The organism is Pseudomonas sp. efr-133-TYG-23 (assembly GCF_030209215.1).
GTDB classification, from domain to species: Bacteria; Pseudomonadota; Gammaproteobacteria; order Pseudomonadales; family Pseudomonadaceae; genus Aquipseudomonas; species Aquipseudomonas rhodesiae.
This window is the reverse complement of sequence record NZ_JARVSL010000015.1, coordinates 213062-237958: the sequence shown is the minus strand read 5'-3', so window position 1 is coordinate 237958 and position 24897 is coordinate 213062. Positions and strand designations below refer to the sequence as shown.

General features: G+C 61.6%; 21 protein-coding genes. 8 read left to right on the top strand and 13 right to left on the bottom strand.

Going from position 1 to position 24897, the window contains the following annotated elements; all coding sequences use genetic code 11:
- Positions 1 to 18 precede the first annotated feature (18 nt).
- Positions 19 to 765: a 3-oxoacyl-ACP reductase family protein gene (locus QRN41_RS10860; protein WP_184336144.1), complete on the bottom strand. Its 747-nt coding sequence runs from the start codon at positions 763 to 765 to the stop codon at positions 19 to 21.
- A gap of 126 nt (positions 766 to 891) precedes the next feature.
- Between QRN41_RS10860 and QRN41_RS10855 the strand changes: the two genes are divergently transcribed.
- Positions 892 to 1815 (top strand): LysR family transcriptional regulator, encoded by a 924-nt coding sequence (locus tag QRN41_RS10855; protein WP_034138969.1) that lies wholly within the window; start codon positions 892 to 894, stop codon positions 1813 to 1815.
- Between the two features lie 13 nt (positions 1816 to 1828).
- On the opposite strand, the gene QRN41_RS10850 is transcribed toward QRN41_RS10855, so the two are convergent.
- The 3 genes from QRN41_RS10850 to QRN41_RS10840 form a co-directional block, all read right to left on the bottom strand.
- Entirely contained in the window at positions 1829 to 2557 is a 729-nt protein-coding gene (locus tag QRN41_RS10850; protein ID WP_123478837.1) for an aspartate/glutamate racemase family protein, read from the bottom strand.
- 13 nt (positions 2558 to 2570) lie between these two features.
- Entirely contained in the window at positions 2571 to 4100 is a 1530-nt protein-coding gene (locus tag QRN41_RS10845) for an NCS1 family nucleobase:cation symporter-1 (RefSeq protein ID WP_278408652.1), read from the bottom strand.
- A 468-nt stretch (positions 4101 to 4568) separates the two neighbouring features.
- Positions 4569 to 5303 (bottom strand): phosphoadenylyl-sulfate reductase, encoded by a 735-nt coding sequence (locus QRN41_RS10840; RefSeq protein WP_034138967.1) that lies wholly within the window; start codon positions 5301 to 5303, stop codon positions 4569 to 4571.
- Positions 5304 to 5454: 151 nt separating this feature from the next.
- Here QRN41_RS10840 and thrH point away from each other — a divergent pair, with 151 nt between their 5' ends.
- Positions 5455 to 6072: a bifunctional phosphoserine phosphatase/homoserine phosphotransferase ThrH gene (gene thrH / locus QRN41_RS10835; RefSeq protein ID WP_285421546.1), complete on the top strand. Its 618-nt coding sequence runs from the start codon at positions 5455 to 5457 to the stop codon at positions 6070 to 6072.
- Positions 6073 to 6178: 106 nt separating this feature from the next.
- Here the strand turns inward: thrH and pabB are convergent, their stop codons facing one another.
- The 4 genes from pabB to rloA form a co-directional block, all read right to left on the bottom strand.
- A complete protein-coding gene (gene pabB / locus QRN41_RS10830; protein ID WP_285421545.1) occupies positions 6179 to 7522 on the bottom strand; it encodes an aminodeoxychorismate synthase component I in 1344 nt (447 codons plus the stop codon).
- A gap of 99 nt (positions 7523 to 7621) precedes the next feature.
- A complete protein-coding gene (locus QRN41_RS10825) occupies positions 7622 to 8608 on the bottom strand; it encodes an alpha-L-glutamate ligase-like protein (protein ID WP_034099736.1) in 987 nt (328 codons plus the stop codon).
- Complete coding sequence (gene rloB, locus QRN41_RS10820; RefSeq protein ID WP_034099735.1) at positions 8608 to 10140, bottom strand: osmotic stress tolerance membrane protein RloB; 1533 nt, start codon at positions 10138 to 10140, stop codon at positions 8608 to 8610. The genes QRN41_RS10825 and rloB overlap by 1 nt, the downstream gene beginning before the upstream one ends.
- Before the next feature lie 5 nt (positions 10141 to 10145).
- A complete protein-coding gene (rloA, locus tag QRN41_RS10815) occupies positions 10146 to 10682 on the bottom strand; it encodes a retropepsin-like aspartic peptidase RloA (RefSeq protein WP_034099734.1) in 537 nt (178 codons plus the stop codon).
- A 268-nt stretch (positions 10683 to 10950) separates the two neighbouring features.
- On the opposite strand from rloA, the gene QRN41_RS10810 reads away from it, so the two are divergent.
- The 6 genes from QRN41_RS10810 (at position 10951) to prpD (ending at position 19280) form a co-directional block, all read left to right on the top strand.
- A complete protein-coding gene (locus QRN41_RS10810) occupies positions 10951 to 11673 on the top strand; it encodes a GntR family transcriptional regulator (RefSeq protein WP_034099733.1) in 723 nt (240 codons plus the stop codon).
- Positions 11670 to 12563 (top strand): methylisocitrate lyase, encoded by an 894-nt coding sequence (gene prpB, locus QRN41_RS10805; protein ID WP_034099732.1) that lies wholly within the window; start codon positions 11670 to 11672, stop codon positions 12561 to 12563. Before QRN41_RS10810 ends, prpB begins: the two co-directional genes overlap by 4 nt.
- A gap of 41 nt (positions 12564 to 12604) precedes the next feature.
- Positions 12605 to 13732 (top strand): bifunctional 2-methylcitrate synthase/citrate synthase, encoded by a 1128-nt coding sequence (prpC, locus tag QRN41_RS10800; protein WP_285421544.1) that lies wholly within the window; start codon positions 12605 to 12607, stop codon positions 13730 to 13732.
- Between the two features lie 137 nt (positions 13733 to 13869).
- On the top strand, positions 13870 to 16464 hold the full coding sequence (gene acnD / locus QRN41_RS10795; RefSeq protein WP_034099730.1) for a Fe/S-dependent 2-methylisocitrate dehydratase AcnD: 2595 nt from the start codon (positions 13870 to 13872) through the stop codon (positions 16462 to 16464).
- An 11-nt stretch (positions 16465 to 16475) separates the two neighbouring features.
- The gene (gene prpF, locus QRN41_RS10790; RefSeq protein WP_167416848.1) at positions 16476 to 17666 is read left to right on the top strand and encodes a 2-methylaconitate cis-trans isomerase PrpF; all 1191 of its coding nucleotides are present in this window, start codon (positions 16476 to 16478) and stop codon (positions 17664 to 17666) included.
- A 129-nt stretch (positions 17667 to 17795) separates the two neighbouring features.
- Positions 17796 to 19280 (top strand): 2-methylcitrate dehydratase, encoded by a 1485-nt coding sequence (prpD, locus tag QRN41_RS10785; protein ID WP_285421543.1) that lies wholly within the window; start codon positions 17796 to 17798, stop codon positions 19278 to 19280.
- Positions 19281 to 19337: 57 nt separating this feature from the next.
- Here the strand turns inward: prpD and QRN41_RS10780 are convergent, their stop codons facing one another.
- Genes QRN41_RS10780 through QRN41_RS10760 form a run of 5 tightly spaced genes read right to left on the bottom strand, consistent with a single transcriptional unit; the run spans position 19338 to position 24832 of the window.
- Positions 19338 to 20066 (bottom strand): alanyl-tRNA editing protein, encoded by a 729-nt coding sequence (locus QRN41_RS10780; RefSeq protein WP_167416850.1) that lies wholly within the window; start codon positions 20064 to 20066, stop codon positions 19338 to 19340.
- A gap of 2 nt (positions 20067 to 20068) precedes the next feature.
- Complete coding sequence (locus QRN41_RS10775; RefSeq protein WP_034138961.1) at positions 20069 to 21061, bottom strand: serine O-acetyltransferase; 993 nt, start codon at positions 21059 to 21061, stop codon at positions 20069 to 20071.
- A 37-nt stretch (positions 21062 to 21098) separates the two neighbouring features.
- A complete protein-coding gene (locus QRN41_RS10770) occupies positions 21099 to 22013 on the bottom strand; it encodes a PLP-dependent cysteine synthase family protein (protein WP_285421557.1) in 915 nt (304 codons plus the stop codon).
- A gap of 24 nt (positions 22014 to 22037) precedes the next feature.
- Positions 22038 to 23900 carry a molybdopterin-synthase adenylyltransferase MoeB gene (gene moeB / locus QRN41_RS10765; RefSeq protein WP_034138960.1) on the bottom strand — a complete coding sequence of 621 codons (1863 nt, stop codon included), beginning with the start codon at positions 23898 to 23900 and terminating at the stop codon, positions 22038 to 22040.
- Between the two features lie 38 nt (positions 23901 to 23938).
- Positions 23939 to 24832, bottom strand: a complete 894-nt coding sequence (locus QRN41_RS10760; RefSeq protein WP_162276715.1) for a DMT family transporter — start codon at positions 24830 to 24832, stop codon at positions 23939 to 23941.
- Positions 24833 to 24897 lie beyond the last annotated feature (65 nt).

Sequence of the window (24897 nt, the reverse complement as noted above, 5' to 3'; positions counted from 1 at the left end):
TGCCCCTTCCCTATTGGCTCAGGCGCTGAAACCACCGTCGATAGTCAGGCTGGCACCGGTGATATATCCGGCCTCTGGCCCCGCCAGATACGCCACAAAACTGGCAATCTCCTCCACATGCCCGTACCGCCCAATGGCCATCAAGCCGATCAAGCTCTCGGCAAAATCGCTGTCGGCTGGGTTCATGTCGGTGTCCACCGGGCCGGGTTGCACGTTGTTGATGGTGATACCGCGTGGGCCCAGGTCCCGTGCCAAACCTTTGGTCAACCCCACCAGCGCGGCCTTGCTCATGGCATACGGTCCGCCGCCGCCGAAGGGCATGCGCTCGGCGTTGGTGCTGCCGATATTGATCACACGGCCGCCTTCGCCCATGTGCTTGGCGGCTTCTTGAGTGGCAATAAATACGCTGCGCACGTTGATCGCCAGGGTCTGGTCGAAGTCCTCCAGCTTGAAGTCTTCCAGCGGCGCAATGGCCAGCACGCCGGCGTTGTTCACCAGGATATCCAGGCGACCGAACGCCTTGACGGTGGCGCTGACGGCGTTGCGGATCGCAGTGGCGTCGGCGCTGTCGGCGTGGATGGCCAAGGCTTGGCCGCCTGCGCTGATCACGCTGTTTTGCAACGCCTCAGCCTTGGTCGCCGAGCTGACGTATGTAAAGGCGACGGCGGCCCCTTGGGCGGCCAGACGCTGGACGATGGCGGCGCCGATGCCGCGGGAACCGCCTTGAATCAAGGCGACTTTGCCGGTCAGGTTGTGTGCAGTCATGTCGATCTCCTGTCTGTTCAAGGCGGTATGCCCTGTTGTTGCAGCCGAGTATCGACCTGCCTCACCCAGGCCGGTAGACCGTGATTGCTATAGTCTGTGTAAACCAAAAGTTTAGGGTGAGTCGGTATGGAAAGCTTTGGCAGTATCGAATGCTTTGTGCGCAGCGCCGAAGGCGGCAGCTTTGCCGAGGCTGCGCGGCACTTGAGCCTGACCCCGGCGGCGGTGGGCAAAAGCGTGGCCAAGCTTGAAGCGCGCCTCGGCGTGCGCCTGTTTCAGCGCAGCACGCGGCGCCTTACCCTCACCGAAGCCGGCAAGCTGTTCCTCGATGAAGTCAGCGCAAGCCTTATCACCATCCAGAACGCCGTGGCCAACCTGGCCAGCGCCGAGGGGCGGCCGGTGGGCACACTCAAGGTGAGCATGGGCACGGTGTTCGGTAATCGTTATGTGATGCCGCTGCTGGGGCGATTCACTGAACGCTACCCGGATATCAGCCCGGACTGGCACTTCGATAATCGCCAGGTGGACCTGATCGGCCAAGGCTTCGATGCGGCCATCGGTGGTGGCTTCGAACTGCCCCAGGGCGTGGTGGCGCGCAAACTGGCGCCGGCTCATCGGGTGTTGGTGGCGTCGCCGGATTACCTGGCCAAACGCCCGCCGGTGCAGGGGCCGGAAGACCTGGGGCGCTGCCTGGGTATCCTGATCCGCTCGCCGCAAACCGGCCGCGTGCGCACCTGGCAATTGACCGGTCCCGACCGTGAGCAACGCCCCCTGACGCTCAAACCGCGCATGACCTTGAGCGACTCCGAAGCCGCCTGCTGCGCCAGCGCCCAGGGCCTGGGTATTGCGCTGGTGAGCATGCCCATGGCCGTGCCGTTTCTGGACAGCGGCGCGGTGGTACGGGTGCTGCCTGAGTGGTATGTGGACGACGGCAATATTTCCATCTATTACGCCGAGCACAAGCTGCTGCCCGGCAAGACCCGGGCATTTGTGGATTTCATCATCGAGCAGTTTGCCGAGCAGCGCCTGGGGCAGCGCTTTAGCGCGGTTTAATCGAAGCGCGGGCCTAGCGCCCGGACATCCCCGGCCAACCGATCACTTTCTTCGGCCTTGGCGTGGCATAGGTCCTGATCTTCGAGGTCGACAACCCCAGGCGTACCAGCGATTCGGCAATGGTCACGGCCGCCGTTACGCCGTCCACCACCGGCACGCCGGTACGCTGGCGAATCTGCTCATCCAGCCCGGCCATGCCGCCGCAGCCCAGGCAGATCACCTCGGCCTTGTCCTCGTGGATGGCCAGTTCGGCCTGGCGCACGATGGCCTCCATGGCGGCCAGCGGGTCTTCTTCCAGTTCCAGCACGGCCATGCCACTGGCGCGTACCGAGGCGCAGCGGGCAGAGAGGCCGGCGAGCTTCAGGCGGTCTTCGATCAACGGCACGGTGCGATCCAGAGTGGTGACCACCGAGTAGGCATGGCCAAGGAACATCGCGGTGCTGGCGGCCGCTTCGGTGATGTCCACCACCGGCACGTCGAGCAACTCCTGCAGGCCTTCGCGCCCATGTTCGCCGTAGCCGGCCTGGATGACCGCATCGAACGGCTGGTCATAGGCCATCACGCGGTCCATCACGGCGATGGCGGCCAGGTAGCTTTCGAAATTGCCTTCCACCGATTCGGCGCCGAAATACGGGGTGAGCCCGACAATCTCAGTGCCCGGTGCGGCCACGGCCCGCGCCTGCTCGGCAATGGTGTCGGTGATGGAAGCGGTGGTGTTGACGTTGACCACGAGGATGCGCATGGGGTGTCCTTGATTAATGACTGACGTTATCGACTGCAATGCTTTCGCCGCTGACATCGGCATAGAAAGGCTGGCGCTTGGCGATCAGCCGGTACAGCAGCCCTGCAATACCGGCGCCAAACAACCAGGAAAAGGGCGAGACGCTGGCGAAGCCCGGCAGCAGGGCCAGCAGAATGGCGATCACCGCCGCCGGAATAAACGCCGCCACCGCACGCAAATTGACCCCGCGGCTGTAGTAATAAGCGCCTTGCGGATCTTCGCTGTAGAGCTGCGGTACGTTCACTTGGCTTTTTCGGATCAGCCAGTAATCGACCATGATCACGCCGTACAACGGCCCCAGCAGTGCGCCCAGGCCCGAAAGGAAGTACACGATTACCAGCGGGCTGTTGTAGAGGTTCCACGGCAGGATCAGCACCGCCACCGTGGCGCTGATCAGCCCGGCGCGGCGGAAGTTCAGATACTTGGGCGCCAGGTTGCTCAGCACAAAGGCCGGCGCCACAAAGTTGGCCATGATATTCACCGCCACGGTCACGATCAGGAACGCCAGGCAACCGAGCACCAGGAACACGGTATTGGGGATCGCTGCGATGATCTCGGTGGGGCTCTCGATCACGCGGCCATTGAGTTGAAACTGCCCGCCGCACAGCAGCACGGTGATGGCGGCGAACACCAGGATATTTACCGGCAGGCCCCAGAAGTTGCCGACCACGATGGTTTTGCGGCACGGCGAAGAACGGGCGAAGTCGCAGAAGTTGAGGATCAGCGTGCCGTAGATCGCCAGCCACAGCGCGCCGCCGGCAAAGATATTGCGCCACATCTCACCGCCGCTCAGCGGCTCGCGCACCGACCAGGCAATATGGCCGTCCACTTGGAAGTACATCCAACCGGCCAGCGCGGCCATGGTCAGCAAAATCACGGGGCCTGCGAACCCTTCATAGCGCCGCACCATTTCCATGCCGTAGGCCAGGATCACCAGTTGCACGAACCAGATCGCCACGAAACACACCCAGCCCAGGGTCGACAGGCCGAGGATCGAGTTGTGGTCGTAGTCGGCAAAGCCTGGGTGAATCGCCGTAAGCAGTACGCGGAAAACCACCGAGGCCAGGTAGGTCTGGATACCGAACCAGGCAATCGCGATCACCGCACGGATCAGCGCGGGAATCTGCGCCCCGTGGATGCCGAAGCTGATGCGGCTGATCACCGGAAACGGCACGCCGGTTTTTTGCCCCATATACCCCGACAGGTTCATGAAGAAGTACACCAGCGCCGCGCCGATGCCCAGAGACAGCAGAATCTGCCAACCGCCCAGGCCCAAGGCGTATAGGCCGATCGCGAATGAATAGTTGGCGATGTTATGCACGTCATTGGTCCACAGCGCAAAGATGCTATAGCGCCCCCAGCGGCGGCCTTGCGCCTTGGTCGGCGCCAGGTCCTTGTTGTGCAGGCGTGGGCTCAGCACCAGCGGGCCAGGATCTGGGGCCGGGTGGTTCAGGGCGGAGGAGGGCAGATCCAGTGCGATGTTATTCGAGAGGCTTGTACGCATTCCGGCAGGCTCCAAGGCATCTGCAGCAACGCCGCGGATGGCAAAGTGTATGTAGATTTTGTATTAATTGTATACAAAGCACTTTTCACCTTAAGCCACATGCGTGCCAGTTTTTGGCATATCAAAACTGTAGGTAATTTCGTATTTAGAGGTGAGGTAAATAACTGGCTGAATTCAAAGCAATATAAATTGACCGTTTGAACAGCTATTTATTTTTCTGTTGAAAAGGGGCTATTCGCCAGTACGGAGGATGATGTGGAACAGGTGTTACGTTATGGTGCGAATTTATGAGGATTGCACACATAAATGGCACCTATGGTTACAGGTGTGTGTACATCTAGATGTCGAACTCAAAACAAATGTGGGAGGGGGCTTGCCCCCGATAGCCCAGTGTCAGTCACCACTCAGTTGGCTGATCCACCGTTATCGGGGGCAAGCCCCCTCCCACCTATTTAACTGCGTCAGCCCTTAGGCTTTGCTGATGATATTCCCGGCGTGCAGCCCGCATTCTTTTTGCGTGGCTTCTTCCCACCACCAACGCCCTTCGCGTTCGTGCTGGTTCGGTAGCACCGGGCGGGTGCACGGCTCGCAGCCGATGCTGATAAAACCGCGCTCGTGCAAGCTGTTGTAGGGCAGCTCCAGCATGCGGATGTAGCCCCAGATTTCTTCGCTGCTCATCTGCGCCAGGGGGTTGAACTTGTACAAGGTGCGTTCCGGGGTGGAAAACGCTGTGTCGATCTCCAGCACCGCCACCTGGCTGCGAGTGCCGGGGCTCTGGTCGCGACGCTGGCCGGTGGCCCAAGCGCTGACGCCAGCGAGCTTGCGCCGCAGCGGTTCGATCTTGCGGATGCCGCAGCATTCGCCGTGGCCGTCCTTATAAAAACTGAACAGGCCCTTTTCCTTGACGAAGGGTTCCAGCTTGCTCTGGTCCGGCGAGATCAGTTCGATGTCGATCTTGTAGAACTCACGCACCTGCTCGATAAATCGGTAGGTCTCCGGGTGCAGGCGGCCGGTATCGAGGCTGAACACTTTGACGTTCTTGTTCAGCTTCCAGGCCATGTCCACCAGCACCACATCCTCGGCGCCGCTGAAAGAGATCCACAGGTCGTCGCCGAACTGGCTGAATGCCAGCTTGAGGATGTCCTGGGCGGATTTGTTGGCATAGGTCGCGGCGAGTTCAGCGACATCGAAGGCTTGGTTCATCAGCACGGTTCCTGCAGGTCAGTGGCGCTGAGCGCTCTATAGGTGGGCGATGGTATCAAAATCCGCCCTGCGTTGCGGCTTCGGGCTTGAATCGCTAGAGTTCGGCAATCCTTTTGCTCGCTCAACCAATAACACCAAAATGGAGTGTCTTGTGGAAATTGCCTGTCTTGACCTGGAAGGGGTGCTGGTGCCGGAAATCTGGATCGCTTTCGCCGAAAAAACCGGTATCGAAGCCTTGCGGGCCACCACCCGGGACATTCCCGACTACGACGTGCTGATGAAACAGCGCCTGCGCATCCTTGACGAACACGGCCTGAAGCTTGCCGACATCCAGGCCGTGATCGCCACCCTCAAGCCGCTGGACGGTGCCGTCGAGTTCGTCAACTGGCTGCGCGAGCGCTTCCAGGTGGTGATTCTGTCCGACACCTTCTACGAATTTTCCCAACCGCTGATGCGCCAGCTGGGCTTCCCGACGTTGCTGTGCCACCGCCTCATCACCGACGAGACAGACCGCGTGGTGAGTTACCAACTGCGCCAGAAAGACCCCAAGCGTCAGTCGGTCCTGGCCTTCAAGAGCCTGTACTACCGCGTGATCGCCGCCGGCGATTCCTACAACGACACCAGCATGCTGGGCGAAGCTGACCAGGGGATCTTGTTCCATGCGCCGGACAATGTGATCTGCGAATTCCCGCAGTTTCCGGCGGTGCATACGTTCGAGGCGTTGAAGCAGGAATTTATCAAGGCGTCGAATCGGTCGTTGAGTCTTTAAAGCTTTGCAGCGCGGCTGAAGGCCCAATCGGGGGCAAGCCCCCCCCCTCACCTGAATGCAGCAGGTCCAGGAGAGAGGGGGCTTGCCCCGATGAACTTTCCAGCACCTACAACCCTTCCAACGTCCGCAATAACACCCGCACCTTGGTCAACGATTCCTGATACTCCGCTTCCCACTGCGAGTCCGCGACGATCCCGCCGCCGCCCCAGCAGCACACTTGCCCGTCCTTGACCAACAGGCTGCGGATGGCAATCGAGCTGTCCATCTCGCCGCGTACGTCCAGGTACATCAGCGAGCCGCAGTACAGGCCGCGTCTTGTCGGTTCCAGTTCGTCGATGATTTGCATCGCGCGGATTTTCGGTGCGCCGGTGATGGAGCCGCCAGGGAAGCTGCCGGCGATCAGGTCCAGGGCGTCCTTCTCGTCGGCGAGGGTGCCGATCACGCTGCTGACCAAGTGATGCACGTTGGGGTAGCTTTCCAGGCTGAACAATTCCGGCACGCTGACCGAGCCGGTGCGACAGGTGCGGCCCAGGTCGTTGCGCAGCAGGTCGACGATCATCAGGTTTTCCGCGCGGTCCTTGGGGCTGCTCAGCAGTTCGGCGGCGTGGGCGGCATCTTCTTCGGGTGTCAGGCCGCGCGGGCGGGTGCCTTTGATCGGGCGGGTTTCGACCCGGCGCGCACTGATGTGTACGAAACGCTCCGGCGACAGGCTCAGCACCGCGCCGTGGTCGGGCAGGCTCTGGAACCCGGAAAACGGCGTCGGGCAGGCTTCGCGCAGCGCGCAGTAAGCGGCCCAGGGATCGCCGCTGCACGGCGCGCGAAAGCGCTGGGCGAAGTTGACCTGGTAGCAGTCACCGGCCTGGATATAGTCATGGATACGCACGATGGCCTGGCGATAGGCCTCGGCGCTGATGTCCGGTGTCATCGGCCCCTGCAAGGCAAAGGTGGCCGCAGCAGCCTTGGGTAATGAGTTGAACAGCGCGATCAGGCGCTGTCGCTCGCTGTCGGCCAGCGTGGGGTGGAACACCAGTTGGCTGGTTTGCGCCTGGTGATCACTGACCAGCGCCCAGGCGTACAGGCCTAAACGCGCGTCCGGCAGATGCAGATCGTCCACCGCCAGGTGCGGCATTTGCTCCAAATGCCGGCCAAAGTCGTAACTCAGGTAACCGATCAAACCGCCGGCGAACGGCAGCTCATATCTGGCCGGAAGCTCTGCCTTACCCAACAGCGCGAGGTTTTCCCGCAAGCGTTGCAGGAAATCGCTGCCGCTTTCATCAGGCGAAACCGTCAACGTGGCTCGTGGCCAAGCGCTGAGCAGGTCATAGCGGCCGCGGTCCGCAGCCGGGCGGCCGCTGTCGAGCAGTACCGCGCCGGGCGCGTGGCGAATCGCCGCGAAATACTCGGCGGGGTTGGCCCGGTAGGGCAGCGGGTAAACGGTGCAGGTCGACATGCGGGGTGGATCAGCCAGGGCGCGGGGGAGGGGATTGTAGTCCCCCGTAGGATTTGCTCCTAGGGGGGATGTCGGGGATAGACAGATGGAGCGTTCGGATCAGCCTTCCACCGGGGGAATATGCCCGAACATTGCCTGCACGAACTTCACCCGCTCTTCCACGGTTTCTGTCACGCCGGCAGCCTTGAGTTCTTCCAGGCGTGCTTCTACCGCATGGGTGCGCAAGGTCAGGCCGCAGTCGTTGGCGATCTGGATGTTCAGCCCCGGCCGCGCGTTCAGCTCCAGGATCAGCGGGCCTTTCTCCTGGTCGAGCACCATGTCGACACCGATATAGCCCAGCCCACACAGTTCGTAGCAGCCCGCTGCGAGCTTCATGAAGCCGTCCCAGTTGGGCAGTTGCACGCCATCCACCGCGTTGGTGGTGTCCGGGTGTTTGGTGATGATGTTGTTCAGCCAGGTGCCACGCAGGGTCAGGCCGGTGGCGAGGTCGACGCCCACGCCGATTGCGCCCTGGTGCAGGTTGGCCTTGCCGCCGGACTGCCGGGTCGGCAGCCGTAGCATGGCCATTACCGGGTAACCCATCAGCACGATGATGCGGATATCCGGCACGCCTTCGTAGCTGATGCTCTTGAAGATCTGGTCGGGCACCACGCGGTATTCGATCAGCGCGCGGTCGCGGTGGCCGCCCAGGGAGTACAGGCCGGTAAGAATGCTGGAAATCTGATGTTCGATTTCTTCGTGGCTGATGATCTTGCCGGATACCGTGCGGTAGCGCCCTTCAAAGCGGTCGGCCACCACCAGGATGCCGTCACCGCCGGCGCCCTGGGCCGGTTTGATCACAAAATCGCTGCGCCCGCCGATGATCTCGTCGAGCTTGTCGATTTCCTTCTCGGTGGAGATCACCCCGTACATTTCAGGCACATGAATGCCGGCCGCCAGCGCCCGTTCCTTGGTGATGATCTTGTCATCCACGATGGGGTACAGGCTGCGCTTGTTGTACTTGAGCACGTAGTCGGCATTACGCCGGTTGATGCCCATGATCCCCCGCGCCTCCAGGGCCTTCCAGGTCTTCCAGAAACCGAACATTACGAGTCAGCCTTGAGGAAGGCCTTGAACCGCACCAGTTCGGTCAGGCGGTAGCCGCGATAACGACCCATGGCCAGCATGAAGCCCACCAAGATCAGCAGGATCGCCGGGAAGGTAAATACGAAGTAGATCAGCTCCGGCACGCTCATGATGATGTGCGCCAGGGATGCGGCGAACAGCGTACCGATCGCCACTTTCATTGCATGGCTGGCGCCGCGTTCTTCCCAGGTAATCGACAGACGCTCAATGGTCATGGTCAGGATCACCATCGGGAACAGCGCCACCGACAAGCCGCGCTCCAGGCCCAGCTTGTGGCTGAACAGACTGATCGCGGCGATCAGTACCACCACGAACGTCAGCACCACCGACAAGCGCGGCAACATCTGCAGTTTCAAGTGTTCCAGGTACGAACGCAGGGACAGCCCCAGCGCCGTGATGATGGTGAACAGCACAATCCCGAAGCCCAGCTGTGTTTCGCGGAACGCCAGGGCGATCAGCACCGGGGTGAAGGTGCCCAGGGTCTGCAGGCCGATCAGGTTGCGCAGGATCAGGATCACCAGCACGCCGATCGGGATCATCACCATGATCATAAAGGTCTGCTGGGTCTGCAGCGGCAGGCCGTACAGCGAGTATTCGAGGAAATTGGCGTCGGTGTTCTCGTCGGTCAGCTTGGCCAGGCGAATGGCGTTCATTTCGCTGTTGTTGAGGCTGAAGGTGACCATGGCTTTCTTGCCGCCATCGACGGTGATCAGGTTTTCATCGCCGGTCCACCACAGCAGGCGGTCGGCGGGCAGGCCCTGTTCGCCGGTTTCCGGGTTGAAGTACAGCCAGTCGTTGCCGTTGAAGCTGCGCAGCCACAGTTCCGGGGTTTGCGGCTGGTCGGCGACCAGGCGGATGGTGTGGACCTTTTCCACCGGCACATGGGCGATGGACAGCAGCAGTTCGACGATCTTGGCCTTGTGCGGCGTGGACGGGTCGCCAGCCAGCAGTAGCTTCACGTTGTCGTCGTTGAGGTTGTTGGTGCGCTTGATGGCTTCGGTGATAAAGGTCTCGACGTCGGCCGAGTGCTGGCGGATCGGCGCGAGCAGGGCTTCGGCGGCAATTTTCTCCGGGCCTTCCACAGCGATGCTGTCACGGAAGGTCGGGCCTTTGATCTTGGTTTTTTCGCCGCTGTAACGCTTGGTCAGCACCAAACGGTAGTAGAGGGTCTGGTTGCCCTTGGCCCGGCGCGCCGACCAGGTGACCTTGCGGTTGCCGTCGATGCGGTTGACGCTGACCCCGTAGTTATTGGAGATGAAACTCTCGTTGAGGCTGACGAAGTCGCGGCTCAGGGGCGGCACGAACATCTGGATCTTGACCGGGTCCTTGGGGCTGGCCACGAACTCTACCTTGGCGTCGATGTTCCACAGGTCGTCCGTGGCGTCTTCGGTCACGGGGATGCCCAGCACGAAGATTTGGTAGGCGGTGACCGAAATGCCCAGCACCACCAAAAGGGTGATGAGGATTTTCAGGTGCAGGGTCAGAGAGCGCATTCGGTTTACTCGGCGGTATGAGCGTCGGCGGCGCAGGCGGGTTTGCCTGCTGCATATTTAAGACTCGGATCGACCAGCGCATCAAAGCGTTTGAGCGCTTCGGAGCCAATCAGCAGCGGATATTGGAAAGCGCTGCGGTCAGTCAAGTTCACTTCGATGCTGCGTAAAGCGGTGCCCATGCAGATATCCAGGGCAATCACCGGGCGGGCGGTGTAGTTCTTGTCCTCATCGGGGTCGTAGTCACCGGCGCGGCGCTTGATTTTGCTGACCCGGGCCAGGGGACGTTCGATGGGGTGTGAGTGGGCGGTGTCGATCGCCAGGTAGAAGCGCACCCAAGACTCACCGTTGCGCTTGAAGCGTTTGATATCGCGGGCGCTGAGGGAGGCGGTCTTGGCTCCGGTGTCCAGTTTGGCGGCGACTTCCAGGTCGATGCCGGCCAGTTGGGCGTATTCGTTGAGGCCATACACAGTCTTCTCGGCGGCAGCGCCAAGGCTTGGGATGGCCAGCAGGCAAAACAATAGGGGGAGGGGCTTGAGTGTCATAGATCCTGAGGCAGTGCAGTGCGATGTTCATTCATGGCGACTGGCATGACTGCGCAATCTCTGGTACGCCCTTTCATCAAAAGACGTCAGGCAAAGGCGGCGGGCATTCTAGCATGATGCTTTTCTGACGCCAGCGCTGGCAGCCGGCCATGTTGTGGGAAATCGGAGGGAGGTTATTAGACGATTGTCGACAATGTGCATTTATTCTTTGACTAGCTGCGGTCTATTGGCTAGTTTTTGCCGCATTGGTTTTAAAGGTGTCGACAATATGCGGGTTCAAGCAGAGCTTCCGACGGTGGCGTCGGACGACTCCCAAACAATGTCGGAGAACGTCTTTCGGCGTATCCAGGCCGCCATCGTTAAAGGTGAGATCGCCCCCGGCAGTAAGATCTCCGAGCCGGAACTGGCGCGCACCTACGGCATCAGCCGCGGCCCGCTGCGTGAAGCGATCCATCGCCTGGAAGGCCAGCGTCTGCTGGTGCGGGTGCCCCATGTAGGCGCGCGAGTGGTTTCGCTCAGCCATGCCGAGCTGATCGAGCTGTACGAAATCCGCGAATCCCTGGAAGGCATGGCCTGTCGCCTGGCGGCCGAGCGCATGACCGACGCCGAGATCGAAGAGTTGCGCCAGGTGCTGCATACCCATGAGCGGGATGCGGCGTTCCAGGCCGGTGTCGGCTATTACCAGCAGGAAGGCGACTTCGATTTCCATTACCGCATCATTCAAGGCGCGGGTAACCGCACCCTGACCCAGATGCTTTGCGGCGAGCTGTACCAATTGGTGCGCATGTACCGCATCCAGTTTTCCGCCACGCCCAACCGTCCACGCCAGGCGTTTGCCGAGCACCATCGCATTCTGGATGCGATTGCCGACCGCGACGGCGAACTGGCCGAATTATTGATGCGCCGGCATATCGGCGCCTCCAAGCGCAATATCGCCCGTCATTTCCCCGACGGCGCCACCCAGACAGCCACTCAGCGAGGTGAGTCATGAGTTCCAACAATAACAGCACCCCAGGCCAGCGTTTCCGTGATGCGGTGGCCAGTGAGCACCCCTTGCAGGTGGTCGGCACGATCAACGCCAACCATGCGCTGCTGGCCAAGCGCGCCGGCTTCAAGGCCATCTACCTCTCGGGCGGCGGGGTGGCCGCCGGCTCCCTGGGCGTGCCGGACCTGGGCATCACCGGCCTGGATGACGTGCTGACCGACGTGCGCCGCATCACCGACGTGTGCGACCTGCCGCTGCTGGTGGACGTGGACACCGGTTTCGGCTCCTCGGCGTTCAACGTGGCGCGCACCGTCAAGTCGATGATCAAGTTCGGCGCGGCCGCCATCCATATCGAGGACCAGGTCGGGGCCAAGCGCTGCGGCCATCGTCCGAACAAAGAAATCGTGTCCCAACAGGAAATGGTCGACCGCATCAAGGCTGCCGTGGATGCGCGCACCGATGACAGCTTCGTGATCATGGCGCGCACCGATGCCCTGGCCGTCGAGGGCCTGGAGTCCGCTCTGGAGCGTGCCGCAGCGTGCATCGAAGCCGGTGCTGATATGGTGTTCCCGGAAGCAATCACCGAGCTTGAGATGTACAAACTGTTCGCCGCGCGGGTGAAAGCGCCGATCCTGGCCAATATCACCGAATTCGGCGCGACCCCGCTGTACACCACCGAACAGTTGAAATCTGCGGATGTTTCCCTGGTGCTGTACCCGCTCTCGGCCTTCCGTGCCATGAACAAGGCCGCCGAAAACGTGTACACCGCGATCCGTCGCGACGGCACTCAACAGAATGTGATCGACACCATGCAAACCCGCATGGAGCTTTACGATCGCATCGACTACCACACCTTCGAGCAGAAGCTCGACGCGCTGTTCGCCGCCAAAAAATAAGCGCAGCGCCTCCCAGATAACTACAAAATTGGAGAAGAACCATGGCTGAAGCAAAAGTATTGAGTGGCGCCGGCCTGCGTGGTCAGGTGGCCGGGCAGACTGCACTGTCCACCGTGGGCCAGGCCGGTGCCGGCTTGACCTATCGCGGCTACGATGTGCGTGAATTGGCCGCCGACGCGCAATTCGAAGAAGTCGCCTACCTGTTGCTGTACGGCGAGCTGCCGAGCAAGACCGAATTGGCAGCCTACAGTGCCAAGCTGAGCAAATTGCGCGACCTGCCTCAGGCGCTCAAAGAAGTGCTCGAACGCATCCCCGCCGACGCCCACCCGATGGATGTGATGCGCACCGGTTGCTCGTTCCTGGGCAATGTCGAGCCGGAAAAAGACTTCAGCGCCCAGCGCGATGTCACCGACCGCCTGCTCGCCGCGTTCCCAGCGATCATGTGCTACTGGTACCGCTTCAGCCACGACGGCCAGCGCATCGACTGCGTGAGCGACGAGCCGAGCATCGGCGGGCACTTCCTGCACCTGCTGCACGGCAAGACGCCGAGCGAGTTGCACGTCAAAGTGATGAACGTGTCGTTGATCCTCTACGCCGAGCATGAATTCAACGCCTCGACCTTCACGGCGCGAGTCTGTGCCTCGACCCTGTCCGACCTGTATTCCTGTGTCACCGCCGCCATCGGTTCCCTGCGCGGCCCACTGCACGGCGGCGCCAACGAAGCGGCGATGGAGATGATCGAACGTTTCGCCTCGGCCGAAGAAGCGGTGGAAGGCACCCTCGGCATGCTGGCGCGCAAAGACAAGATCATGGGGTTCGGCCACGCGATCTACAAAGACAGCGACCCGCGTAACGAAGTGATCAAGGGCTGGGCGAAGAAACTCGCCGATGAAGTGGGCGACACCGTGCTGTTCCCGGTGTCCGAAGCCATCGACAAGACCATGTGGGAGCAGAAGAAACTGTTCCCCAACGCCGACTTCTACCATGCCTCGGCATACCACTTCATGGGCATCCCGACCAAGCTGTTCACGCCGATCTTCGTGTGCTCGCGCCTGACCGGCTGGGCCGCCCATGTGTTCGAACAACGTGCCAACAACCGCATCATCCGTCCGAGCGCCGAGTACATCGGCGTCGAGCAGCGCAAGTTCGTGCCAATCGAACGTCGCTGAATGGGAACACCGACGATCTCGAAGTAGAAACCGGACCCAGTGTGGGAGGGGCAAGCCCCTTCCACATTTAAGTCGCATTTCAATTTTGGATCGGCGCAGGTCTTCCTTTTGCAATCACCGTGACCGAGTCCTGACCGATGAACACTGAATTTCGCAAACCGCTCCCCGGCAGTCGCCTGGATTACTTCGATGCCCGTGCGGCGGTCGATGCCATTCGTCCCGGCGCCTATGCCACGCTGCCTTATACCTCTCGTGTGCTTGCCGAGAACCTGGTGCGTCGCTGCGACCCCGCCACCCTCAACGCCTCCCTGAGCCAACTGATCGAGCGCAAGCGCGACCTGGACTTTCCGTGGTTCCCGGCACGTGTTGTGTGCCATGACATCCTCGGTCAGACCGCCCTGGTGGACCTCGCCGGCCTGCGCGATGCCATCGCCCAACAAGGCGGCGACCCGGCGCAGGTCAATCCGGTGGTGCCGACTCAGTTGATCGTCGACCACTCCCTGGCCGTCGAAGCGGGCGGTGCCGATCCGCAGGCTTTTGAGAAAAACCGCGCCATCGAAGACCGTCGCAACGAAGACCGTTTCCACTTTATCGAGTGGACCAAGAAGGCTTTCAAGAACGTCGACGTGATCCCGCCGGGCAACGGCATCATGCACCAGATCAACCTGGAGAAAATGTCTCCGGTGATCCAGGTGCGCGACGGGGTGGCGTTCCCCGATACCTGCGTCGGCACCGACAGCCATACCCCCCATGTGGATGCTCTGGGTGTGATCGCCATCGGCGTCGGCGGCCTGGAAGCCGAGAGCGTGATGCTCGGCCGCGCCTCATGGATGCGCCTGCCGGAAAGCGTGGGCGTGGAGCTGACCGGCAAGCTGCAACCGGGCATCACCGCCACCGATATGGTGCTGGCATTGACTGAGTTCCTGCGCCAACAGAAAGTGGTTGGCGCCTGGCTGGAATTTTTCGGTGAGGGCGCGTCCAAACTGACCCTCGGCGACCGCGCGACCATCTCCAACATGGCTCCGGAGTACGGCGCCACCGCGGCGATGTTCTACATCGATCAACAGACCATCGCTTACCTCAAACTCACCGGGCGTGAAGACCAACAGGTCGCGCTGGTCGAGCAGTACGCGCGTCACACAGGGTTGTGGGCCGACGATCTCAAGGGCGCCCAATACGAGCGCGGCCTGACCTTCGACCTCTCCAGCGTCGTGCGCAATATGGCCGGCCCGAGCAACCCCCACGCTCGCGTCGCCACCCGCGACCTGGCCTCCAAAGGCATCAGCGGCCAATGGGACGAAGTGCCCGGTCAAATGCCCGACGGTGCCGTGATCATTGCCGCCATCACCAGCTGCACCAACACCAGCAACCCGCGCAACGTGATCGCCGCCGGCTTGCTGGCGCGCAATGCCAACAAACTGGGGCTGACACGCAAGCCGTGGGTCAAATCGTCCCTGGCACCGGGTTCGAAAACCGTGGCCATGTACCTGGAAGAAGCCGGCCTGGGCCATGAACTGGAAAAACTCGGTTTTGGCGTGGTGGCGTTTGCCTGCACTACCTGCAATGGCATGTCCGGCGCGCTGGACCCGGTGATCCAGCAGGAAATCATCGACCGCGACCTGTACGCCACCGCCGTGCTGTCGGGCAACCGCAACTTCGATGGGCGTATTCACCCGTACGCCAAGCAGGCGTTTCTCGCCTCGCCGCCGTTGGTAGTGGCCTACGCGATTGCTGGCACCATCCGTTTCGATATCGAAAAGGACGTGCTCGGCCACGACGCCCATGGCAAGGAAATCCGCCTGCAGGACATCTGGCCAAGCGATGAGGAAATCGACGCAGTGGTTCAGGCGTCGGTCAAGCCGGAGCAGTTCCGCGCCGTGTATATCCCGATGTTCGCGGTGCACGAGGACACCGGCCCGAAAGTCGCGCCGCTGTACGACTGGCGCCCGCAAAGTACCTATATCCGCCGTCCGCCGTACTGGGAGGGCGCGCTGGCCGGGGCGCGGCCGCTCAAGGGCATGCGCCCGCTGGCGGTGCTGCCGGACAACATCACCACCGATCACCTGTCGCCTTCCAACGCGATCATGCTCGACAGCGCCGCCGGCGAATACCTGGCGAAAATGGGCCTGCCGGAAGTGGACTTCAACTCTTACGCCACCCACCGTGGCGACCACCTGACCGCGCAGCGCGCCACCTTCGCCAACCCGAAACTGTTCAACGAAATGGTCGTCGAGAACGGCAAGGTCAAGCAGGGCTCCCTGGCGCGCATCGAACCGGAAGGCAAGGTCACGCGGATGTGGGAAGCCATCGAAACCTACATGGAGCGCAAGCAGCCGTTGATCATCATCGCCGGCGCCGATTACGGTCAGGGCTCGTCGCGAGACTGGGCGGCCAAGGGCGTGCGTCTGGCCGGTGTGGAAGCGATTGCCGCCGAAGGCTTCGAGCGTATTCACCGCACCAACCTGGTGGGCATGGGCGTGTTGCCGCTGGAGTTCCTGCCGGGCACCAACCGCCATACCTTGCAGATCGACGGCAGCGAAACCTATGACGTGGTCGGCGCCCGCACCCCGCGCGCGCAATTGACCCTGGTGATCAATCGCAAGAATGGCGAACGTGTCGAAGTGCCGGTGACCTGCCGCCTGGACACCGCCGAAGAAGTGTCGATCTACGAGGCGGGCGGCGTGTTGCAGCGTTTTGCCCAGGACTTCCTGGAATCGGCGGCCACCGCCTGAAGAGGATGAACATGGCACACGCACCGCAAATCAAAATCCCCGCCACCTATATGCGTGGCGGCACCAGCAAGGGCGTTTTTTTCAGCCTCCAGGACCTGCCCGCGTCGGCGCAGGTGCCGGGGGCCGCACGCGACGCCTTGTTGCTGCGGGTGATCGGCAGCCCCGACCCCTATGACAAACAGATCGACGGCATGGGCGGCGCCACGTCGAGCACCAGCAAAACCGTGATCCTGGCCAAAAGCACTCGCCCCGAGCACGACGTGGACTATCTGTTCGGCCAGGTCTCCATCGACAAGCCCTTTGTGGACTGGAGCGGTAACTGCGGCAATCTGTCGGCGGCGGTGGGCTCGTTCGCCATCAGCGCCGGCCTGGTGGACCCGGCCCGCGTGCCGCGAGATGGCGTGGCCGTGGTGCGCATCTGGCAGGCCAATATCGGCAAAACCATCATTGCCCATGTGCCGATCACCGACGGCGCGGTCCAGGAAACCGGCGACTTCGAGTTGGACGGCGTGACCTTCCCGGCCGCCGAAGTGCAGTTGGAATTCATGGACCCGGCGGCGGAAGAAGAGGGCGGCGGTGGCTCGATGTTCCCCACCGGCAACCTGGTGGACGAGCTGGAAGTGCCGGGTGTGGGCACGTTCAAAGCCACGCTGATCAACGCCGGCATCCCGACGATTTTTATCAACGCCGAAGACCTCGGCTACACCGGCACCGAACTGCAAGGCGCGATCAACAGCGACCCCAAGGCCCTGGCGATGTTCGAGACCGTGCGCGCCCATGGCGCCTTGCGCATGGGCTTGATCAAGCATCTGGACGAAGCCGCCCAGCGTCAGCACACGCCGAAGGTCGCGTTTGTGGCCAAGCCCGCCGATTACGTGGCGTCCAGCGGCAAGGCAATCAAGGCCGGCGATGTCGACCTGCTGGTGCGCGCCCTGTCCATGGGCAAGTTGCACCACGCCATGATGGGCACCGCGGCGGTGGCGATCGGCACCGCGGCGGCAATCTCCGGGACGCTGGTCAACCTGGCGGCCGGGGGTGTCGAGCGCAACGCCGTGCGTTTCGGGCATCCGTCCGGCACCTTGCGCGTCGGCGCCGAGGCCACTCAAGTAAACGGTGAATGGGTGGTGAAGAAAGCCATCATGAGCCGCAGTGCGCGGGTGTTGATGGAAGGTTTCGTACGCATCCCCGGTGACTCTTTCTAAGCCCGACACCCATCCTCTGTGGGAGGCGGCAAGCCCCTCCCACAGCCATAAGCAGGCACTCAGACCTGCGAAGCGATCAACCCTGACCCTGAGGACGGAGCACCCCCCAACCAACTGTGGAGAACTGCCATGAGCGCCAATGTCGACCAGAATAATCGTCCTGACTATGACCAGGTCTTGCAGGACATCGCCGATTACGTCCTCACCTACCGCATCGAGTCGCAAACCGCCCTGGACACCGCACGCCACTGCCTGATGGACACCCTCGGCTGCGGCCTGCTGGCCTTGCGTTTCCCGGAATGCACCAAGCATCTGGGGCCGATGGTGGAAGGTACGATGGTGCCGTTCGGCGCGCGAGTGCCGGGTACTGCCTATCGGCTGGACCCGGTCAAGGCGGCCTGGGACATTGGCTGCAGCGTGCGCTGGCTCGACTACAACGACACCTGGCTGGCCGCCGAATGGGGCCACCCCTCGGATAACCTGGGCGCCATCCTCGCCGTGGCCGATCACCTGTCGCAAAAGCGCGTGGCCAATGGCGATGCGCCGCTGACCGTGCGTGCGGTGCTGGAAGCGATGATCATGGCCCATGAAATCCAGGGCGTAATTGCCCTGGAAAATTCGTTCAACCGTGTCGGCCTCGACCATGTGCTGCTGGTGAAAGTCGCCTCTACCGCCGTCAGCGCAAAGCTGATGGGCGCCAATCGCGAGCAGTTGCTGTCGGCGCTGTCCCATGGGTTTGTCGATGGGCAGGCACTGCGCACTTATCGCCATGCGCCGAATGCCGGTTCGCGCAAATCCTGGGCGGCGGGGGATGCTTCCAGCCGCGGCGTGCGCCTGGCAGACATCGCGCTGCGCGGTGAAATGGGCATTCCCGGGGTGTTGAGCGCGCCGCAATGGGGCTTCTATGACGTGTTGTTCAGCCACACCAACCAGGACCTGGCCCTCAAGCCCGAAGACAAGCGGGCGTTCAGCCTGAATCAGCCTTATGGCACTTACGTGATGGAAAACGTGCTGTTCAAGATCAGCTTCCCCGCCGAGTTTCACGCGCAGACCGCTTGCGAAGCGGCGGTGACGTTACATCCGCAGGTCAAGAACCGTCTGCACGAGATCGAACGCATCGTGATCACCACTCACGAGTCGGCGATTCGCATCATTTCCAAGGTCGGCCCACTGGCCAATGCCGCCGACCGCGATCACTGCCTGCAATACATGACCGCCGTGCCCCTGGCGTTTGGCAACCTGGTGGCCGAGCACTACGAAGATGCGTTCCACGCTGCGCACCCGATCATCGACGAGCTGCGCGACAAGATGGTCATCGTCGAAGACCCGCGCTACAGCCGCGAATACCTGGAGGCCGACAAGCGTTCGATTGCCAATGCGGTGCAGGTGTTCTTCACCGACGGCAGCTGTACCGAACAGGTGGCAGTCGAATACCCCATCGGCCATCGCCGTCGCCGCGTAGACGGAATTCCTTTGCTGGAAGACAAGTTCAAAGCCAACCTGGCCACGCGGTTTACCGCGCAGCGCAGTGCTGAGATTTTTGCATTGTGCAAAGACCAGGCGAAGCTTGAGGCCACGCCGGTCAATCGTTTCGTGGACCTATTCGTGATCTGATAAACGCCGCAAAACAATGTGGGAGAGGCAAACGCCCTCCCTCATGTGCAACCCCACTTACTCGAACCGTAGGATCACGCGACGGTTGTGCTTGCTCTTCTTCTCGATCTTCTCGCAGAACACCCGCCCGATTTCCTCGGTGTTGAGCACATGGGTGCCGCCGCAAGGCTGGATATCGATACCGGCAATTTCAATAACCCGCACCGAGCCCTGCATCACCGGCGGTGCGACGGCCTGGGTACGGGTGATCTGCAATAAAGTGCTGTATTCCGAGGCGGGCATCGACAGGGTGTTGACCGGGTGCGCCTGTTCGATCAGGGCATTGAGGTCGCGGGTGAGGGTGTCTTTGTCGAGGGTCATTTCCGGCAGGTCGAAATCCAGGCGGCCTTTGTCGGCGCTGATGCTGCATCCGGTCACTGGCGCGTCGATAAGCGAGCACAGCAGGTGCAAGCAAGTGTGCATCTTCATGTGCTGGTAGCGCCGCTCCCAGTCCAGGCCGGCATCCACCTGCACGCCGGCGGTCAACTGTTCGGGCCGCTGCTCGACCTGGTGCCAGATAATCGAACGCAAGGCCGGGTCGCGCACGGTGCCGATCACCTCCACCCGGGTGCCGTCCGGCAAGGTGAAGTGCCCGGTGTCACCCGGTTGGCCGCCACCGGTGGGGTAGAACAAGGTGTGCTCCAGCGCGATTCCTTGTTCGCTGACCGCAATCACCCGGGCGCTGAAAGCGTTCTGATAGGGCGCGCTGTCGAACAGCGCCAGGGTTTCCATGGTATGCACGGACATGTTCATCCTCCGACGATCAGTGGGCTGGCTTGCAATAGATGACGCACCATTGCACTCAAGCCAGGGGGGGAGAGCAGGGTGATCTCGAATTCCGGCCCGCAAACCTTGAGGTTCAGCGGCAGGCGCGGCAGGTGGCTGGCGGGTTCTACGCGGTGCAGACGAAACTGCAGGTGATGGCGCTCCTTGACGGTGGGCTCCAGCATCAATCCCGGCAGCGGGTGGAAATCGGCATCGAGCACGGTGACCTTGTGGCTCGTATTGATCTCGCCGACCACATGCAGGCGCTCGTCCAAGGCGAACGCACCGAGGTACTTGCTGTTGTCCGACTCATCGTGCTTTTGCAGCTGGATCTGGTTGACCACCTTGACCTTGGTGCCGGCCGGCACGTCCTGGGTAATCACACAGGACGGGCTGATAAACACGTTGTCACCGATCAGCACATAGCCGAGCACGCGGGCCCCGGAGCCAACCTCGACATTGTTGCCCAGGCGCGGATGGCGCTTGCCGTCGGGGTTGTTGGCAATGCCTCGGGCACCCAGGGTCACGCCGCAGAGAATGTAGCAGTCGTTGCCGATCTCGCAGGTTTCGCCAATCACCGTGCCGTAGCCGTGGTCCAGCACAAAACGCCGGCCGATACGGGCCGCCGGGTGAATTTCGGCGCCTGAGAGCACCTTGCCCTGGTTGCTCAGTTTGAGGGCGATGCGCGAGAACATGCCGTTGGGGGTGTCGGGAAAATTCCACACCAGATGGGCCAGGCGGTAGTACAGCACCGCTTTGAACGACGCATAGGACTCCAGAATCAACTCGCCCCTTCCACGGGATGCCGGGTCGCGATAGGCATAGGCGATCAAATCCTCGGCAATCGCTTGGGCGGCGTTCTGGATCAGCGGCGCCAGATGCGGCTCCAAATGCTTCATCTGCGCGGGCGTCAGGGTCTTGATGAGATGGGTGAGCAACTCATCGTGCAGGTGTTGCATGTCGATAAAGCCGCCCATGGAGGCATCCCCGCATTCTGGAGGGTTGGAAAACCGGTTAGTCGAAACTGGGCAGGTAGCTGTCGGCATTGTCGTAGACCATGGTCAGCACCACCGTTTCGGGCGGTAATTCGGGAGCGAGCCTGGCGATGGCCACCATATTGGCGGCGGATGACAGGCCCAGGCTGATGGCATCGGTGCGCATGATGCGTTTCATCATGTCATTGCAGTCCTGGTGCGACACCTTGAGCATGCCGTCGATCACATCCACGTTGAGGATGCTGGGGATCAGCCCGATCGACAGGCCCTGGATATGGTGCGGTGCGTGCTGGTTTTTCAGCAGGTCGCATTCTTCCGGCTCCACGCCCATTACACGGATGGCGGGCCAGGCGGTCTTCAGGGTTTCGCCGATACCGGTGATATGCCCGCCGGTGCCGATGCCGCTGACGAAGTAGTCCACATGGCGGTCGCCGAAGGCGCGGATGATTTCCCGTGCGGTGGTGTCGCGGTGGGTTTGCGGGTTGGCGCCGTTGCGCTGCTGGTTGAGCATCACGTAGCTGGGGTTCTCCAGCTGTAATTCCATGCACTTTTCGCCATGGGAATTGTTCCCGAGGCGGCTGTCCGACAGCACCACCTTGGCTCCGTACAGGCGCAGCAATTTTTGTTTTTCCGGGCTGTAATTGTCGGGAATCACCAGCACCACTTTATAGCCGAGCACGTTGCCGGCCATGACCAGGCCGATGCCGGTGTTGCCGCCGCTGGGCTCGATGATGGTTTGCCCGGAGTCCCGGATCAGCACGCCTCGGCGCTCGGCGTCGAGGATCATGCCCAGGGCGATGCGCGCCTTGTGGCTTCCGCCGGGGTTGAGCGATTCCAGCTTGGCGTAGACCTCGATGCCGAGGTCTTCGGAAAATTGCGCCAGGCGCACGATGGGCGTCTGGCCGATGGCGTCGAGAATAGAGTTATGCAGCATGAGGTAGGAGCCCATGGCCGGTGGTCAGTACAAAGGCATGTCGGGTTCGACGTCGCGAACCCAGTGCTTCATGCCGCCTTGCAGGACTTTGGTGTTGGCAAAGCCCGCCGCCAGCAACGTGCTGGCGGCCTGCTCGGCGCGGGTGCCGGCATAGCAGATCAGGTAATGGGTGTTGTCGCGGTTGAGGCGATCCAGCTGCCCATCCAGCTCCGCCAGGGGGATATGCACCACCCCCGGCAACTTGCATACCTCCAGTTCACTGGCGTCGCGTACATCCAACAGTACGTCGGCGCTGCTGGGGTGTTCGATGACCTGTTTGAGCCCTTGGGGCTTGATGTAGCGTTCCTCGGCCAGTGAAGGCGCGCGCAGCATGGCATCGGCGCACACGGCCGGCGCCACGGCTTGGCTGTGGCGCAGTTCCGAACAGCACGGGCAGTCGGCGCGGCGCTTGAAGCGGATCTCGCTGAATTTCATCGCCAGGGCGTCGAAGCGCATCAACCGGCCGGACAACGGTTCACCAATGCCAATCAACAGCTTGATGGCCTCGGTGGCCTGGATCATTCCGACTACCCCCGGCAGCACGCCGATCACGCCACCGGCGCTGCAATTGGGCGCCAGTTCGGCGGGCGGTGGGCTGGGGAACAGGCAGCGGTAGCACGGCCCGCCCTGGTAGTTGAGCACGCTGATCTGCCCGTCGAAACGGTAGATCGCGCCGTATACCAAGGGCTTGCCCAACTGTACGCAGGCATCGTTGACCAGGTAGCGGGTGTCGAAGTTATCGGTGCCGTCGATCACCAGGTCATAGGCGCCCACCAGGTCCAGGGCGTTGTCGGCATTCAGGGCGGTGTCGTGGGCATTGATCCGGATATGCCGATTGAGGTCCAACAAGCGCTGTTTGGCTGATTCGACCTTGGGCAGGCCGAGAGTGCTGTTGCCGTGGACGATCTGGCGTTGCAGGTTGCTGCTTTCCACCACGTCGAAGTCCACCAGCCCCAGGGTGCCGACGCCGGCCGCCGCGAGGTACAGGCTGATGGGCGAGCCGAGGCCGCCGGTGCCGATGATCAGCACCTTGGCTTTCTTGAGGTTCAACTGACCTTCGCGACCCACGCCGGGCAGCGTGATATGGCGCACGTAGCGCTGCACTTCTTCGTTGCTCAAGGTGTCGACGTCCATCCCGCCCGATGTAGCGAGCAGCACTTCGATGCTGGCTTTTTCCGGCAGCGGGTCGTCGGCGCTGATCAACTCTTGCTCGGCGGTAAACAGGAAGTGTTCCTTGAGCTGGTTGTTCTTTTCGTGGAACAGATGCGGACGCAGTTGCGGGTGGCTGCTGCAGAGGTTTTCAATGACTTCGCGCAATGTCGATCCGGTGCCCTCAAGGGTCGATTCCGGCAGCTTGGCCACGCGGACCAGAATGTCGGGGAAAGAGACAGCGTTCATGGACAACTCCGTGTGCAGGTCGTTGAAAGGGTTAAGGGCGAACTGCTTGCCATCCCAGGCAAACAGCTTGGAACCCAGGGCCTGGCCCTGGCGAACATCGACCACCAGGTAGCTGACCGGGTAGATCGGTTCGCCCATGAACAGCGCCTTGTCCTGGTCTTCGTCGCTGAAATAGGCGCCGACATCCGGGTGTGAGTGGTAGATCACTACCACCGGGTTGTCGCTGCGAAACGCCTTGTTCATCAGCAGGGTGTCGGCTACCGAGAAGGTGTAGCCATTGGCCGCGCTGCGCGGGTACATCTCGGGGTTCTTGCGGTGCAGCTCATTCTGGATATTGCTGCCCTGGTACACACTGCCGTCGGCGAAGACGAAGCCACAGCATTCCTCTGGATAGGTGCGGCTGGCGTGGGTGTAGATCTGTTCCAGGGCGTCGGGGCGGAGCACGTCCATGTTTCTCTCGCGTGGTTGAAGGTGATGGGTCGGGCAGGTCAATTTTTCTTGGCCAGGAATTTTTCGATCGGCAGTTTGGTGATTGCAAAACCGGCCAGCAGGATGGCCGAGTACAGCATCAGGTCGCGGGAAATCGGCACGCCTTCGTACCAGGCGCCGATGATCACTGCGAACACCGGAAAAATGATGAACACAAACGACAGGATGATCGGGCTCAAGCGCTTGAGCAGCATGAAATACACGATGAACCCGCCCACCGAGGCCACCAGCCCGAGGTAAACCAGCGCGCTCCATGAGCGCAGGGTGATGGCATCGAACGTCGGCGTTTCAAACAACAGGCCGGCGATAAACAGCATCATCCCGGCAATCCCGATGGGCAGGGTGTTGTAGGTGATCACGCTGATGGCGCTGCCTTTTTGCTTGGTAATGACATAGCACAAGGCATGCATGATCGCGGCGGTCAGAATCGCCAACACCCCGAAGAACTCGGCGTGGTCCAGGTGCAGGCCCTGGCTGCGGATGATCATGTAGAGGCTGCCGAAGCCGATGCCGATGCCGACCACCTGGGAAAAATAGATGCGCTCGCGCAGGAACAGCGCCGAGAAAATCAGGATGAACACCGGCATGCAGCTGAACAGCAGGGCGGTGAGGCCGGACGACACATGCATCTCGCCGTAGTTGAGCAGGTAGTAGGGCACGCTGAAGTAGGACAGGGTCACGAACACAAAGAACCAGCGGCTCTCGCGGGGAAACAGAATCGGCTCGCGACGGGCCATGGCAAAGCATAGGAACAACGGAAAGGCGATCAGAAAACGCAGGCCCGCCGAGGTCAGTGGCGGCACGCTCTCCACGGCGATCTTGATCCCAAGCCAGGTGGTGCCCCAGCTCAGGCACACGATCAGAAACATGACGCTGGTTACCAGCCCGGCCACCCACTGTTTCTGGGTTTTGGTTTTGGCGGTGTTTTCGAGGACGGCGGACATTGGCATCGTTTATT